The organism is Achromobacter sp. KK8, assembly GCF_054188005.1.
On record NZ_CM135178.1, the window covers coordinates 1,140,859 to 1,154,495 of the forward strand.

General features: G+C 66.4%; 13 protein-coding genes. 6 read left to right on the top strand and 7 right to left on the bottom strand.

Annotation, left to right across the window (positions count from 1 at the left end; translation table 11 throughout):
- The first annotated feature begins 207 nt into the window (after positions 1-207).
- The 4 genes from rplU (at position 208) to proB (ending at position 3,322) form a co-directional block, all read left to right on the top strand.
- On the top strand, positions 208-519 hold the full coding sequence (gene rplU / locus ACVN9Z_RS05240) for a 50S ribosomal protein L21 (protein WP_006389960.1): 312 nt from the start codon (positions 208-210) through the stop codon (positions 517-519).
- Between the two features lie 35 nt (positions 520-554).
- The gene (gene rpmA / locus ACVN9Z_RS05245; protein ID WP_006389959.1) at positions 555-815 is read left to right on the top strand and encodes a 50S ribosomal protein L27; all 261 of its coding nucleotides are present in this window, start codon (positions 555-557) and stop codon (positions 813-815) included.
- A gap of 175 nt (positions 816-990) precedes the next feature.
- The gene (gene obgE, locus ACVN9Z_RS05250; RefSeq protein WP_054438983.1) at positions 991-2,127 is read left to right on the top strand and encodes a GTPase ObgE; all 1,137 of its coding nucleotides are present in this window, start codon (positions 991-993) and stop codon (positions 2,125-2,127) included.
- Between the two features lie 58 nt (positions 2,128-2,185).
- Positions 2,186-3,322: a glutamate 5-kinase gene (gene proB, locus ACVN9Z_RS05255; RefSeq protein WP_006389957.1), complete on the top strand. Its 1,137-nt coding sequence runs from the start codon at positions 2,186-2,188 to the stop codon at positions 3,320-3,322.
- 172 nt (positions 3,323-3,494) lie between these two features.
- On the opposite strand, the gene ACVN9Z_RS05260 is transcribed toward proB, so the two are convergent.
- Entirely contained in the window at positions 3,495-4,184 is a 690-nt protein-coding gene (locus ACVN9Z_RS05260) for a response regulator transcription factor (protein ID WP_035184254.1), read from the bottom strand.
- Positions 4,185-4,262: 78 nt separating this feature from the next.
- Between ACVN9Z_RS05260 and ACVN9Z_RS05265 the strand changes: the two genes are divergently transcribed.
- A complete protein-coding gene (locus tag ACVN9Z_RS05265) occupies positions 4,263-4,712 on the top strand; it encodes a helix-turn-helix domain-containing protein (protein WP_076472060.1) in 450 nt (149 codons plus the stop codon).
- A gap of 79 nt (positions 4,713-4,791) precedes the next feature.
- On the opposite strand, the gene ACVN9Z_RS05270 is transcribed toward ACVN9Z_RS05265, so the two are convergent.
- A complete protein-coding gene (locus ACVN9Z_RS05270) occupies positions 4,792-5,364 on the bottom strand; it encodes a SecDF P1 head subdomain-containing protein (protein ID WP_006389953.1) in 573 nt (190 codons plus the stop codon).
- Between the two features lie 359 nt (positions 5,365-5,723).
- Between ACVN9Z_RS05270 and thiC the strand changes: the two genes are divergently transcribed.
- Positions 5,724-7,637: a phosphomethylpyrimidine synthase ThiC gene (gene thiC / locus ACVN9Z_RS05275; RefSeq protein WP_458213206.1), complete on the top strand. Its 1,914-nt coding sequence runs from the start codon at positions 5,724-5,726 to the stop codon at positions 7,635-7,637.
- Positions 7,638-7,832: 195 nt separating this feature from the next.
- Here the strand turns inward: thiC and ACVN9Z_RS05280 are convergent, their stop codons facing one another.
- From ACVN9Z_RS05280 to ACVN9Z_RS05300, 5 genes are all read right to left on the bottom strand, one after another.
- Complete coding sequence (locus tag ACVN9Z_RS05280; protein WP_458213207.1) at positions 7,833-9,245, bottom strand: FAD-binding oxidoreductase; 1,413 nt, start codon at positions 9,243-9,245, stop codon at positions 7,833-7,835.
- Entirely contained in the window at positions 9,242-9,961 is a 720-nt protein-coding gene (locus tag ACVN9Z_RS05285) for a FadR/GntR family transcriptional regulator (protein WP_060720949.1), read from the bottom strand. Before ACVN9Z_RS05285 ends, ACVN9Z_RS05280 begins: the two co-directional genes overlap by 4 nt.
- A gap of 88 nt (positions 9,962-10,049) precedes the next feature.
- Positions 10,050-11,240, bottom strand: a complete 1,191-nt coding sequence (locus ACVN9Z_RS05290) for a diguanylate cyclase (RefSeq protein WP_458213208.1) — start codon at positions 11,238-11,240, stop codon at positions 10,050-10,052.
- A gap of 138 nt (positions 11,241-11,378) precedes the next feature.
- Positions 11,379-12,134: a HesA/MoeB/ThiF family protein gene (locus tag ACVN9Z_RS05295; protein WP_026382147.1), complete on the bottom strand. Its 756-nt coding sequence runs from the start codon at positions 12,132-12,134 to the stop codon at positions 11,379-11,381.
- Positions 12,131-13,576 (bottom strand): S41 family peptidase, encoded by a 1,446-nt coding sequence (locus ACVN9Z_RS05300; RefSeq protein WP_006389947.1) that lies wholly within the window; start codon positions 13,574-13,576, stop codon positions 12,131-12,133. The genes ACVN9Z_RS05295 and ACVN9Z_RS05300 overlap by 4 nt, the downstream gene beginning before the upstream one ends.
- Positions 13,577-13,637: the final 61 nt, after the last annotated feature.

Below are 13,637 nucleotides of genomic sequence, written 5' to 3' on the forward strand. Positions count from 1 at the left end.
CCTGCAAGCGCTTTTTGACTTTTCCCCAGCCGCGGGCTAATATCCCGGATTCGGTCAGAGATGGCCGAATTACGTCGGTGAATTACGCGCGCTTGGTCTTGGCAACCCCATATTGGCAACCCCAATCTTGGCAACCCCAGGCAAGCACTGCCAGCCCAGCAGGGCCGGCAAGCGAATGAACCCATTTACCTATTTAAGGAATACCCCATGTACGCGGTCGTAAAAACCGGTGGCAAGCAGTACCGTGTTGCCATTGGCGAAAAACTCAAGGTAGAACAGATACCGGCTGACATTGGGCAAGAAATCACCCTGGATCAAGTGCTGTCCGTGGGCGAAGGCGACCAACTGAAAGTTGGTACGCCCCTCGTCGCCGGCGCCGTGATCAAGGCAACGGTTCTTGCGCAAGGCCGCCACGACAAGGTCAAGATCTTCAAGATGCGCCGTCGCAAGCACTATCAGAAGCGTCAGGGCCACCGTCAGAACTACACCGAAATCCGCATCGAAGCCATCACGGCCTAAGACGCGACTCGGCACCACATTAGCAGGAGCTAAACATGGCACAGAAAAAGGGCGGCGGCTCTACGCGAAACGGACGCGACTCAGAATCGAAGCGTCTGGGCGTCAAGGCTTTCGGCGGTGAACTGATTCCCGCTGGTTCGATCATCGTGCGTCAGCGCGGTACCCGTTTCCACGCTGGCGTGAACGTCGGCATGGGCAAGGACCACACCCTGTTCGCGCTGGTCGACGGCAAGGTTCAATTCGGCTTCAAGGGCGCGTTGAACAAGCAAACCGTTTCGATCGTCGCCGCCGAGTAATCCTCGACGCAGCACGGTCCGGCACGCGGCGCGGTCGCCTCAGCGATCCGCCGCCAGCCAGAACGGCAAAGCCCTGTCGCACGCGGCAGGGCTTTTTTTCCTTCGGGCCACCGCAAATGCGTGGCGGCCCTCGCCGCGCTGCGGCGACTCCCTATCTCATACACGCGCAGACATCATGAAATTCGTAGACGAAGCCACCATCGAAGTCGTCGCCGGCAAAGGCGGCAATGGCGTGGCGAGCTTTCGCCGCGAGAAATTCATTCCCAAGGGCGGCCCGGACGGCGGCGACGGCGGACGCGGCGGCAGCATCTTCGCCGTGGCTGATCGCAACATCAACACGCTGATCGACTTCCGCTACGCGCGCCTGCACCGCGCCAAGAACGGCGAAAACGGCCGCGGCTCGGACCAGTACGGCGCCGCCGCCCCGGACATCACGCTGCGCGTGCCCGTCGGCACCATCATCCATGACGCCGAGACCGGCGAAGTCCTGTTCGACCTGAACCGCCACGACCAGAAGGTCGTGCTGGCCGCCGGCGGCCAGGGCGGCATGGGCAACATGCATTTCAAGTCCAGCGTCAACCGCGCCCCGCGCCAGTGGACGCCCGGCAAGGAAGGCGAACACCGCTACCTGCGCATGGAACTGAAGGTGCTGGCCGACGTGGGCTTGCTGGGCCTGCCCAACGCCGGCAAGTCCACGCTGATCACCCGCATCTCGAACGCCAAGCCGAAGATCGCCGACTACCCGTTCACGACGCTGCACCCGAACCTGGGCGTGGTGCGCACCTCGCCGTCGCGCAGCTTCGTCGTGGCCGACATTCCCGGCTTGATCGAAGGCGCCTCCGAAGGCGCCGGCCTGGGCCACCTGTTCCTGCGCCACCTGGCGCGCACCCGCGTGCTGCTGCACCTGGTGGACGTGTCCACGCCCGATCCCGATGCCGATCCGGTGGAGCAGGCCGTGGTTGACGCCCGCGCCATCGTCGAGGAACTGCGCCGCTACGATCCCGAGCTGGCCGCCAAGCCGCGCTGGCTGGTGCTGAACAAACTGGACATGGTGGCCGATCCCGAGGACACCAAGCGCCGCTTCATCGAGCTGTACGACTGGAAGGGTCCGGTGTTCGGCATCTCCGGCCTGTCCGGCGACGGCACCCAGGACCTGATCTACGCGCTGCAGGACTACCTTGACGCCGAACGCGAAAAGGAACAACTGGCGCAGGACCAGGCCGATGGCACCTACGTGGCCGAAGATCCGCGTTTCGACGACACCCGCGGCGACGCCGACAACAAGACTGCCGCGCCGCGCGGCGACGAATAAGCCATAATCGCAATCTCGTTCGATTACGCCTTTTTTCGCGCCGCAGCCCGCCGCCATCATGTCTGCCGAATCACCCGCCGTTTCCGTCGTCGCCAATGCCCAACGCCTCGTCGCCAAGGTCGGCTCATCGCTGGTCACCAATGAAGGCCGAGGCCTGGATCGCGCCGCCGTGGCGCACTGGGCGGCCCAGATCGCCGCGCTGCACAAGCAGGGCAAGCAGGTCGTGCTGGTATCCAGCGGCGCCATCGCCGAAGGCATGGCCCGCCTGGGCTGGCGCAAGCGCCCGTCGGTGATGCACGAACTGCAGGCCGCGGCGGCGGTGGGCCAGATGGGCCTGTGCCAGGCCTACGAAGCGGCATTCGCCGAATACGGCCTGCGCACCGCGCAGATCCTGCTGACCCACGAAGACCTGGCCGACCGCCACCGCTACCTGAACGCGCGCAGCACGCTGTTCGCGCTGCTGCGCCTGGGCGTGGTGCCGATCGTGAATGAAAACGACACGGTGGTCACCGACGAGATCCGGCTGGGCGACAACGACACGCTGGGCGCGCTGGTCACCAACCTGATCGAAGCCGACACGCTGATCATCCTGACCGACCAGCGCGGCCTGTACGACTCCGACCCCCGCAAGAATCCCGACGCCAAATTCATGGCGCACGTCCAGGCCGGCGATCCGGCGCTGGAAGCCATGGCTGGCGGCGCCGGCAGCGGCATCGGCACCGGCGGCATGCTGACCAAGGTTCTGGCGGCCAAGCGCGCCGCGCACAGCGGCGCGCACACCGTGATCGCCTCCGGCCGCGAACGCAACGTGCTGACGCGCCTGGCGCAAGGCGAATGCATCGGCAGCGAACTGCGCGCCGTGCTGCCGGTCTGGTCGGCGCGCAAGCAGTGGCTGGCCGACCACCTGCGGCTGCGCGGCCGCGTGGTGCTCGATGACGGCGCCGTGCAGGCCCTGCTGCGTGAAGGCAAGAGCCTGCTGCCGATCGGCGTGGTCGATGTAGAAGGCGAATTCGGCCGCGGCGACGTGGTCGCCTGCGTCGACAGCCAGGGCCGCGAATGCGCCCGCGGCCTGATCAACTATTCCTCGGTGGACACCCGACGCATCCTGCGCCAGCCGTCATCGCAGATCGCCCGCATCCTGGGCAGCATGACCGACCCCGAGCTGATGCACCGCGACAACCTGGTCGTGCTCTGACAGCGCGCGGGCGGCGCCCCTCCCTCTTCCCGAACAAGGCGGCATCCGCCGCCCGTTGGCGCAATCGCATGCGCGCCTGTACCGGCGCGACGCTCCCCTACCTATGTAATTCGAATATCACATTAGTAGGAATCCCCGCGGCCTGGTGTTGGAGCACGCGCGGGACCGCGTCCTAGTCGTGGGGCGCCGGCACGCCTTGCGGCATCAACATGTACCCCCACCCGCGCACCGCCAGCACCGGCAGGTCGATGTTGAGGCGGCGGGCCTTGCTGCGCAGGCGCGACACCAGCACATCCACGCGCCGCGCGCCGTCCATGGGGTCGCGTGTGGCCTCGGGGAAGAAGCCTTCGCGGGGCAGGCACTGATGCGGGGCGTTCAGCAGGCTGACAAAGAAGGCGCGTTCAGTGTTGGTCAGCGGCAATCGTTCGCCCGCGGGGCCGGCCAGCATCCGGCCGCGGCCATCGACACGCCAGCGCGGCAATGTGTCGGTCTCGGCGCGCCGGCAACGGATCAGGTTGCGCAGCACCGCATCCCATTCCGCGATGTTCGCCTGCAACGGCACGCAGGCATGGGCGCCGGCGTCGAGCGCCGCGATGCGGGCCGTGGGGGAATCTTCGGGGGATTGCCACACGACTGCGCTACCAGATGCGGCCCGACGCAGTTCGGCAATCAGTTGCGACAGATTGTCGCTCGTGCCGCGCAACACGACGATGTCGGCCGGTTCGCTGCGCAGCCGTGCCAACAGGCTGTCTGGGGACCGGCACAGGCCGACCTCCCACTGAAGTTGACGCAAGGTGTGCACAAACTTGTTGCACGCCATTCCACCAAGTTGCACGACGAGGACGTAACCTCTTTCCTGCATGTGCTGCCTCTCCGAACTTATCACCTAAGTAATATTTATATCTACCAAAGTGCCTACAGTGCAAGCTTCAATCGACGCGTGAAAACTTTTTCAGACCGACTGAAGCACGCCCGTCTTTTGCGTGGCCACACGCAGAAAGCGCTCGCTCGCATGGCCCGACTGTCGCAAAGCGCGATCGGCAGTTATGAGAGCGGGCTGAGGCATTCGAGCCGTTCACTGCGCAAACTGGCGCAGGTATTGAAGGTGGAACTCGAATGGCTGGAGACGGGCAAGGGCCCCATGGAATTGCCCATGGAAGGCTATGACCTGAGCGACACATTGCCGGCGACCGGCGTGTCCGAGCCGTTGCCGCGCGCCATTGCCCGCCGCGGGCGTCCCCTGGCGCCGTGGCCCTTCCCCAATATTGCGCCGGCGCAGTTCGATACGCTGACGGCGGACGACCGGTTGGTGCTCGAAGCGCTGAACCAGACCTTTATCGAAGCCTCCCAGGCGCGCCGCGGCATCAAACCGCGCGGCCGCAAGAGTTGAGGATGGCCGCCGCGATTGCGATGGCAGGATGAAAAAAGCCCGGCGATGCCGGGCTTTTTTCATGGCCGTGAATCGCCGCTCAGGGCTTGGCGGGAGCCGGTGCGGTGGCCGGGGCGGCGCCGCCCGCGGCCGGGGCGCTTTCGCCACGGATCTTGGCGGCGATGTCGGAAGCGGCCTGGGCCGACGGCACGCCGAAAGCCAGCACGCCACGGTTCAGGGGTTCGCCGATGCGCGGCGCCGCGATCAGTTCACGGTCGATCACCAGCGCCAGCATGTTGCCGACGTTCTTGCTGCTGACGTCATTGAGCTTGCGCGCGCCGGCGTCGGAGAAGCGCAGGCCGACGAAGTTGGCGCCCTGGCGATCGACCAGGGCGGCCGCCTCGGTCAGGTCGGCGCGGGTCAGCACCGGCTGCTGCTGCATGTAGATCTTGCCGTCGGGCAGGTTCACCTCGACCAGGCCGGGGCCCGATTGGGTCTGGGCGACGTAGAACTCGACCACCGCGGCAGTGGCCGGTTGCGTGGACGATTGCTGCTGTCCGGCCGCGTCGGGCGTGGCGGCGGCGCCGGATTTGGTCGGGGCGGTCTTGCAACCCGCAAGCGCAAGGGTCATGACAACCAGGGCGGGCGCCAGTTTGCGTAGGGTCAGTTGCATGCTCGTTTCCTTCTTGAGTGGACTGGGGCCGGTGGGCGGACCGCCGGCTGACGTGAAAAAGTGTACAGAACCTGTATGGCACTGTCTCCGCAGACTGATTCCAAATGTAAACCGGTACTACCAGCGTGCGCCGCCCCACTGCGGCGGCGCAGCATGGCCGCTATTCGCCTGCCGGCCGGGCAGGCTCTATACTTCGCTTTCGCGCAGGGGTACTCGTCGCGCCAGAACGGCCCGACGTGTTGAGAGAGTCCCTTCGTACCAGTACGGATAATGCCGATGCTGGGAGCCGTATTCCCGCCATGCCCGCATGGCGGGAGTCCATTCCCGATCGGCTCCAAACCATTCGCTTGGAGCTTTCCATGAACGCCAATCCCAAATTCCTGGCCGCCACCGCCGAAGTCGACGCGGCCGCGGTCGCCCCGTTGCCCAAATCCCGCCGGGTCTACGAGGTCGGCTCCCGTCCCGACATCCGCGTCCCGTTCCGCGAGATCGAGCAGGACGACACGCCCACCATGTTCGGTGGCGAAAAGAACCCGCCGCTGATCGTCTACGATTGCAGCGGCCCCTACACCGACCCCGACGTCAAGATCGACATCCGCCGCGGCCTGCCGGAAGTGCGCCGCGCCTGGATCGACGAGCGCGGCGACACCGAAGTGCTGTCGGGTCCGACCAGCGAGTACGGCAAGCAGCGCCTGACCGATCCCAAGCTGACGGCCATGCGCTTCGACCTGCAACGCCCGCCGCGCCGCGCGGTGGCCGGCGCCAACGTCTCGCAGATGCACTACGCGCGCCGCGGCATCATCACGCCCGAGATGGAATACGTGGCGATCCGCGAAAGCCTGCGCCGCGAGCACTACCTGCAGACGCTGCGCGACAGCGGTCCGGACGGCGAGAAGATGGTCAAGCGCCTGCTGCGCCAGCACCCGGGCCAGTCGTTCGGCGCCGCCATCCCCGCCGCCATCACGCCGGAATTCGTGCGCGACGAGATCGCGCGCGGCCGCGCCATCATTCCCGCCAACATCAACCACCCGGAAGTCGAGCCGATGGCGATCGGCCGCAATTTCCTGGTCAAGATCAACGCCAACATCGGCAACTCGGCAGTCAGTTCGGGCATCGGCGAGGAAGTCGAGAAGATGACCTGGGCGATCCGCTGGGGCGGCGACACGGTCATGGACCTGTCGACGGGTAAGCACATCCACGAAACGCGTGAATGGATCATCCGCAATTCGCCGGTGCCGATCGGCACGGTGCCGATCTACCAGGCGCTGGAGAAGGTGGACGGCAAGGCCGAGGAACTGACCTGGGAGATCTTCCGCGACACGCTGATCGAGCAGGCCGAACAGGGCGTGGATTACTTCACGATCCACGCCGGCGTGCGCCTGCCGTTCATTCCGATGACGGCGGACCGCATGACGGGCATCGTTTCGCGCGGCGGCTCGATCATGGCCAAGTGGTGTCTGGCGCACCACAAGGAAAGCTTCCTGTACGAGCGCTTCGAGGAAATCTGCGAAATCATGAAGGCCTACGACGTCAGCTTCTCGCTGGGCGACGGCCTGCGCCCGGGCTCGGGCTACGACGCCAACGACGAAGCCCAGTTCGCGGAACTGAAGACGCTGGGCGAGCTGACGCAGGTCGCCTGGAAGCACGACGTGCAGGTGATGATCGAAGGCCCCGGCCACGTGCCGATGCAGATGATCAAGGAAAACATGGAGCTGCAGCTGGAACACTGCCACGAGGCGCCGTTCTACACGCTGGGCCCCCTGACGACCGACATCGCGCCGGGCTACGACCACATCACCTCGGGCATCGGCGCGGCGCTGATCGGCTGGTACGGCACGGCGATGCTCTGTTACGTGACGCCCAAGGAACACCTGGGGCTGCCGAACAAGAAGGACGTGAAGGACGGCATCATCACGTACAAGATCGCGGCGCATGCGGCGGACCTGGCCAAGGGCCATCCGGGCGCGGCGATCCGCGACAACGCGCTGTCCAAGGCGCGCTTCGAGTTCCGTTGGGACGACCAGTTCAACCTGGGCCTGGATCCGGACACGGCCAAGGAGTTCCACGACGAAACGCTGCCGAAGGACTCGATGAAGGTGGCGCACTTCTGCTCGATGTGCGGGCCGCACTTCTGCAGCATGAAGATCACCCAGGATGTGCGCGATTACGCGGCGTCGCAGGGCGTGAGCGAAAAAGACGCCCTGCAGAAAGGCATGCAGGAGAAGTCGATCGAGTTCGTGAAGAAAGGCGCCGAGGTTTACCACCGGCAGTGATGTTCCGAACGGATCCCCCTTGCCGGACTGGCCGCTGATGGCGGTGGTCCGGCGGACACGGGGAAGATGAAAAAGGCCTGGAAGCGCTGCTCCAGGCCTTTTTTGTTATCCGCGGTGTTTTTTTGCGGAATTGGTCCGATCTTTGATCGCGCGCGGTGAGGTCCTTGAAACGCCCGCCGACAAGCGCAAGAAAAACTACAGCAGCTTTCCGGGATTCATGATCCCCTTGGGATCCAGCACCCGCTTGATCTCCCGCATCAACCGCAACTCCACCGCATCCTTGCTATGCAGGAAGTGGTCGCGCTTGAGCTGCCCGATGCCGTGTTCCGCGCTGATGCTGCCCCCGTACCGGTTGACCTCGTCGAGCACCGCGTCGGTGATCGCGGCGCCGTGTTCGGCCACCCAGCCGCGCTCGACGCCGGCGGGACGCGAGAGGTTGTAATGCAGGTTGCCGTCGCCGAAGTGCCCGAAGATGAAGGGGCGGATGGCCGGGTACAGCGCGCGTACGCGCGCTTCGGCGGAAACCATGAAGTCGGGGATGCGTTCGATCGGCAGCGACACGTCATGCTTGAGATGCGGACCGTCGGCGCGCTGCGCTTCGGAGATTTCCTCGCGCAGTTTCCACAGCGCCTGCAACTGGGCCAGCGAGGCCGAGACGGCGGCATCCAGGCACAGGCCGCGTTCGAGCGCGGTGCCGATCACGTTTTCCAGCAGCGCGGTCAGGGCGGCTTCGTCGGCGGTGTCGGCCAGTTCGACCAGCACGTAGGCCGGATAACGTTGGTCGAACGGCTCCTGCACGCCCGCGGCATGGGCCAGGACCAGGTCGAGGCAGTCGCCGGAAAAATACTCGAAAGCCTGCAAGCGGGCGCCGCATTGTTCGAACAGGATTTCGAACAATTGCAGGGCCTGGGCCGGGGATTCGACGGCGGCCAGCACCACGGAACGCACGTCGGTGCGCGGGAACAGGCGCAGCGCCACGGCGGTGATGACGCCGAGCGTGCCTTCGGAGCCGATCAGCAGCTGCTTGAGGTCGTAGCCGGTGTTGTCCTTGCGCAGGGTGCGCAGGCCGTTGAAGATCTCGCCGTTGGGCAGCACCGCTTCCAGGCCCAGCACCAGTTCGCGCGCCATGCCGTAGCGCACCACGTTGACGCCGCCGGCATTGGTGGCGACGTTGCCGCCGATCTGGCTGGAGTCCTCGGCGGCCAGGCTCAAGGGCAGCAGCCGGCCGGCGTCCTGCGCCGCGCGGCGCAGGTTGCCGAGGATGCAGCCGGCTTCGGCGACCATCGTGTTGGCGACGGTGTCGATGGCGCGCACGGCGTTCATGCGGTCCAGGCTGAGGACCACGTTGATGGGCGCGGCATCAGGCGTGGCGCCGCCACACAGGCCGGTGTTGCCGCCGCGCGGCACCACCGGCACGCCGGCCTCGTTGCAGAGCGCCAGGCAGGTGGCGACCTCGGCGGTGGTGCGCGGGCGGACCACCGCCTGGGCGTGGCCGTTATACAAGCCACGCCAGTCGGACAGCCAGGGCGCGATGTCGTCGCTGGCGGTGAAGACGGTGTCGGGGCCCAAAGCCCGGACCAGGCGCTGGGCGATGTCGGTTGTGGTCATGATGTCTGCCTGGAGGCGGGAAAGAGGGAATCGAGGCGCAGGCGGCCGGCAGCCTGGCGCAGGTGGCGTTCGGCCGTCAGCCGCGCGCGCGCCGCATCGCGGTCGCGGATGGCCTCGAACACGGCGACGTGTTCGTGGTGCACGGCATCCGTCATGCCGGCCAGTTGGCGGCTGTTGGCGCGCGCGGTGCTGACAGCCAGGCGCAATTGCAGATTCAGGTACTGCAGCAGGTCCTGGTAGAACGGATTGTGGGTCGCGGCCGCGATCGCCAGGTGGAAGGCGATGTCGTGTTCGACTCCATGTTCAGGATGGTGCTGGTGCCGTTCCAGGTCGGCCAGGGCGCGAGCCAGGGCGTCCAGGTCGGCGGCGCTGCGGCGCTCGGCCGCCAGCGCGGCGGCGCCGCCTTCGAGTTCCATGCGCAGTTCGTAGACGCTGGCAAGTTGTTCGCGGCTGACGGCGATGTCGGCGGGCACCTGGAAGCCCTGCGCACCGGTGCGCGCCAACACCACGCAACCCGACCCCTGGCGGCTCTGGATCAGGCCCTGGGCGCGCAGGCGCTCGGTGACTTCGCGAATGACGGCGGCGCTGACGCCGTACTGCTCGGCCAGGATGCGGCCGGACGGCAGCTTGGCGCCCACGGGATAGACGCCATGGGCGATGTCGCCCGCGATCTGGCGGGCGACCTGTTCGGTGAGGGTCAGGCTCTTGGTCAGCATAGGGGCGAAGTATAACCCGTACTTTTCAGGTTATCTGATAACTTTTGGCAGTCCCTTCCGTGTCCGGTCGGTGCGGACCCGCCGCGCTTCAGGCGGCCGCGGCGGCGTCGCCGGGCCGCAGCGCGTCCTCGGCATCCGGCAGGCCGGCGACGGAACAGCGGCGGCCGCCGCGGGCCTTGGCGCGGTACAGCGCGGCATCGGCGGAATCCAGCACCGCCTGCGCCTTGCGGTTGGCGCCGGAGATGATCGAAATGCCGATCGACAGCCCGACGCTGACGCGCGTGCCGTCGGCCAGCACGATGGGCTGGCTGGCATCATGCAGCAAGTGGTTACCCAGCCGCAGCGCGGCGGTAGCGTCGATGCCGGTGGCCAGCACGATGAATTCGTCGCCGCCGATGCGGGCGGCCACGTCGTCCACCCGCAACATGGCGCGCATGCGCTGTGCGATGGTCTTGAGCACTTGGTCGCCAGCGGCATGGCCGTGGGTGTCGTTGATGATCTTGAAGTCGTCCATGTCCATGTAGAACAGCGCGGCGGCGCTGTCATGCTCGCGCGCGCTGGTGCAGATGCGCTCGAGCGCCGCTTCCAGGCCGGCGCGGTTGGCAAGGCCGGTCAGCGCGTCCTGGCTGGCGCGGCGCTCGTTCTCGCGCTCGGCCAGCATGGTGGACACCAGGATGCGCCGCAGCCGTTGCGAGGCGATGCTCATGCTGACCAGGTAGAACGGGATCTGGATGAAGACGATGGCGGTGACGTATTCGCCGGCGAACAGCGCGCCCAGGCACATCGGCCCCAGGCTCAGGAATATCATCGCCGCCACCAGCCGCGGCGCGCCGTAGTTGCGAAAGCAGATGCCGCCCGCCATGGCGCCGCAGGACACGCCAGCCAGCGTGGCGGCCAGCCAGTCATGGTTGAGGAACGTGACGAAGACCCCATAGCCGACACTGAACGCCCACAGCAGCGCCAGCACGATGTAGATGTCGGTATGGGTGCTGCCGCCGCGAGCGGCATTGCGCAACGCCGAGCGCAGGACGGTGACGCGCACCACGGCCAGCAGGATCTCCAGGACCAGCCAGGAAATATAGAGCGGCTCGGGCCGGCGCCAGGCGACCACGCCGGAGATCATCAGGGTGTTGATGACGCCGCCGGCGAAAATCGGCAAGGTGCCGAACAGACTGGCGATCAAGGCGGCGCGGATGTCCGCGGGCGTGTCCTGCCCGGAATGCGTCAACCAACGGGTCAGCCGCCACTTGGGCAGGCTGAAGCTCAATCCTGTGTCCACACCGTTACGTCCAAAGCTGGCTGCCACGGAGCGGCAGGCTGGCTGGCGTTATAGCAGGTATTTCAAGCCTTTAATATTGTCCGCGAGGGCAATGGCGGGCCGCTTTAAAGGGGTCGGGATGTGCCGATGATGGCCGGATCAGTGCCCGCGCGCGCCACAGACCGCGCACTCGGGATCACGCTGGACATTGACGCTGCGCCACTGCATGGTGCGCACGTCCAGCCATAGCAGGCGCCCCGACAGGCTCTCGCCCACGCCGGACAGCAGCTTGAGGGCCTCGGCCGCCTGCATGCTGCCGATGATGCCAACCACCGGCGCAAACACGCCCATGGTGGCGCAGTTGGCCTCTTCGACGTCGTCCGCCTCGGGAAACAGGCAGTGGTAGCACGGAGCGTCCGGATCGCGCAGGTCGTAGACGCTGACCTGGCCGTCGAAACGGATGGCGGCGCCAGACACCAGCGGCTTGCGGTGCTGCACACAGGCGCGGTTGATGGCGTGGCGGGTGGTGAAGTTGTCGGTGCAGTCCAGCACCAGGTCGGCCTGCGCCACGGCGTCGGACAGGGCCTGGCCCTGCAGCCGCTCGACGCGGGCATGCACGCGGGCCTGGGGATTGAAAGCCGCCAGCATGTCGCGCCCGGACTCGGCCTTGGGCCGGCCCACGCTCGCGGTGGTGTGGAGGATCTGGCGCTGCAGGTTGCTGAGCTCGACGACGTCGTCGTCGGCCAGCGTGATCTCGCCGACGCCAGCGGTGGCCAGGTAGAGCGCGGCGGGCGAACCCAGCCCACCCGCCCCTACGACAAGCACACGCGCCGCCAGCAGTCTTTCCTGCCCTTCGATACCCAGCTCGTCGAGCAGGATGTGGCGGGCGTAGCGCAGCAGTTGCTCGTCGTTCATTTGTCCTTGCTGGGCTCGACTCCGGTCGGCGTGATCTTCATGCGCTGGGCGTTGCCGGCGCCGGGCTTGGCGTCGGCCTTGGCCTGGGCGCGGGCCGAGCCCTTCTGCACCGGCTTGCCGGCCAGCAGGTTGATCGCCTGCTGCAGCTGGAAGTCATCCTTGCCGCCGAACTCGAACACCTTGGTCGGCACGTCGACGTTGTCCTGCTCGGAGTTGGACTTCACTTCGTTGGCCGTGCCCGGGTTCGACAGGTGGCGCTGCAGGTCGGCTTCGCGCGGCAGGCGGAACAGGTCGCCGTCGGCGGTATCGGCCACGACGTAGTCGGGCTCGATGCCGGTGGCCTGGATTGAACGGCCGCTGGGCGTGAAGTAGCGCGAGGTGGTGAGCTTGACCGCGGTGGTTTCCGACAGCGGCAGGATCACCTGCACCGAACCCTTGCCGAAGGTGCGGTTGCCCAGCACCTTGGCGCGCTTGTGGTCCTGCAGCGCGCCGGCCACGATCTCGGAGGCCGAGGCCGAACCGACGTTGACCAGCACCACCATCGGCACGGTCTTGGTCCAGGCCGGCAGGCCCGACAGGTAATTGCTTTCGCCGCGGGCGTATTCCGACGGGGTCGCCAGGTACTTGTGGCGGGCGTCGGGGGTACGGCCGTCGGTCGAGACCACCAGGGCATCGGCCGGCAGGAACGCGCCGGACACGCCGATGGCGCTGGTCAGCAGGCCGCCCGGGTCATTGCGCAGGTCGAGCACCAGGCCCTTGGGGGCTTCCTTGGCGCCCAGGTCCTTGAGCTGCTTGGCCAGGTCGGCACCGGTTTTTTCCTGGAACTGGGCGATGCGCACATAGGCCACGCCGTTGTCCAGCATCTTGCTGCGCACGCTGCGCACCTTGATGATGTCGCGCACGATCTTGAGCACGATCGGCTGCGGCCGGTCGGCGCGCATGATGGTCAGCGTGATGGGCGACTTGGGGGCGCCGCGCATGAGCTTGACGGCGTCGTTCAGCGACATGCCTTTGGTGGGCGTGTCGTCGATCTTGATGATGAGGTCGCCGGCCATGACGCCCGCGCGCGCGGCGGGGGTGTCTTCGATGGGGGAGATGACCTTGACGAAGCCGTCCTCGGCGCCGACTTCGATACCGAGGCCGCCGAACTCGCCTTGGGTGGCCGTCTGCATTTCGCGGAAGGCGTCGGCATCCAGGTATGCAGAGTGGGGGTCCAGGTTCGACACCATGCCGGAAATGGCATTGTCGATCAGGGTCTTGTCGTCGACCGATTCGACGTAGTTGTTCTTGATGGCCGCAAAGACGTTGCTCAGCTGCCTGAGCTCATCCAGCGGCAAGGGACTGCCGCGCTGGGCGACAGCCGTCACACCCACGCTGAGCAAGACACCTGCCACCGCACCGATGGCAATCAGACCGAAACCACGAAACTTGCGAGTGCCCATGCACACTTCCCGAATTGGTTTTCGCCCTTGGGTTGGCCCCGGAGCGTTTGGCCGTCTGGCT

Excerpts from the sequence above, each read along its gene's own strand:
- ACVN9Z_RS05270 (WP_006389953.1), bottom strand. The coding sequence starts at position 5,364 with ATGCAACTGACCCTACGCAAACTGGCGCCCGCCCTGGTTGTCATGACC.
- ACVN9Z_RS05280 (WP_458213207.1), bottom strand. The coding sequence starts at position 9,245 with ATGACCACAACCGACATCGCCCAGCGCCTGGTCCGGGCTTTGGGCCCC.
- ACVN9Z_RS05300 (WP_006389947.1), bottom strand. The coding sequence starts at position 13,576 with ATGGGCACTCGCAAGTTTCGTGGTTTCGGTCTGATTGCCATCGGTGCG.
- proB (WP_006389957.1), top strand. The coding sequence starts at position 2,186 with ATGTCTGCCGAATCACCCGCCGTTTCCGTCGTCGCCAATGCCCAACGC.
- rpmA (WP_006389959.1), top strand. The coding sequence starts at position 555 with ATGGCACAGAAAAAGGGCGGCGGCTCTACGCGAAACGGACGCGACTCA.
- thiC (WP_458213206.1), top strand. The coding sequence starts at position 5,724 with ATGAACGCCAATCCCAAATTCCTGGCCGCCACCGCCGAAGTCGACGCG.
- ACVN9Z_RS05295 (WP_026382147.1), bottom strand. The coding sequence starts at position 12,134 with ATGAACGACGAGCAACTGCTGCGCTACGCCCGCCACATCCTGCTCGAC.
- ACVN9Z_RS05260 (WP_035184254.1), bottom strand. The coding sequence starts at position 4,184 with ATGCAGGAAAGAGGTTACGTCCTCGTCGTGCAACTTGGTGGAATGGCG.
- obgE (WP_054438983.1), top strand. The coding sequence starts at position 991 with ATGAAATTCGTAGACGAAGCCACCATCGAAGTCGTCGCCGGCAAAGGC.
- ACVN9Z_RS05285 (WP_060720949.1), bottom strand. The coding sequence starts at position 9,961 with ATGCTGACCAAGAGCCTGACCCTCACCGAACAGGTCGCCCGCCAGATC.
- rplU (WP_006389960.1), top strand. The coding sequence starts at position 208 with ATGTACGCGGTCGTAAAAACCGGTGGCAAGCAGTACCGTGTTGCCATT.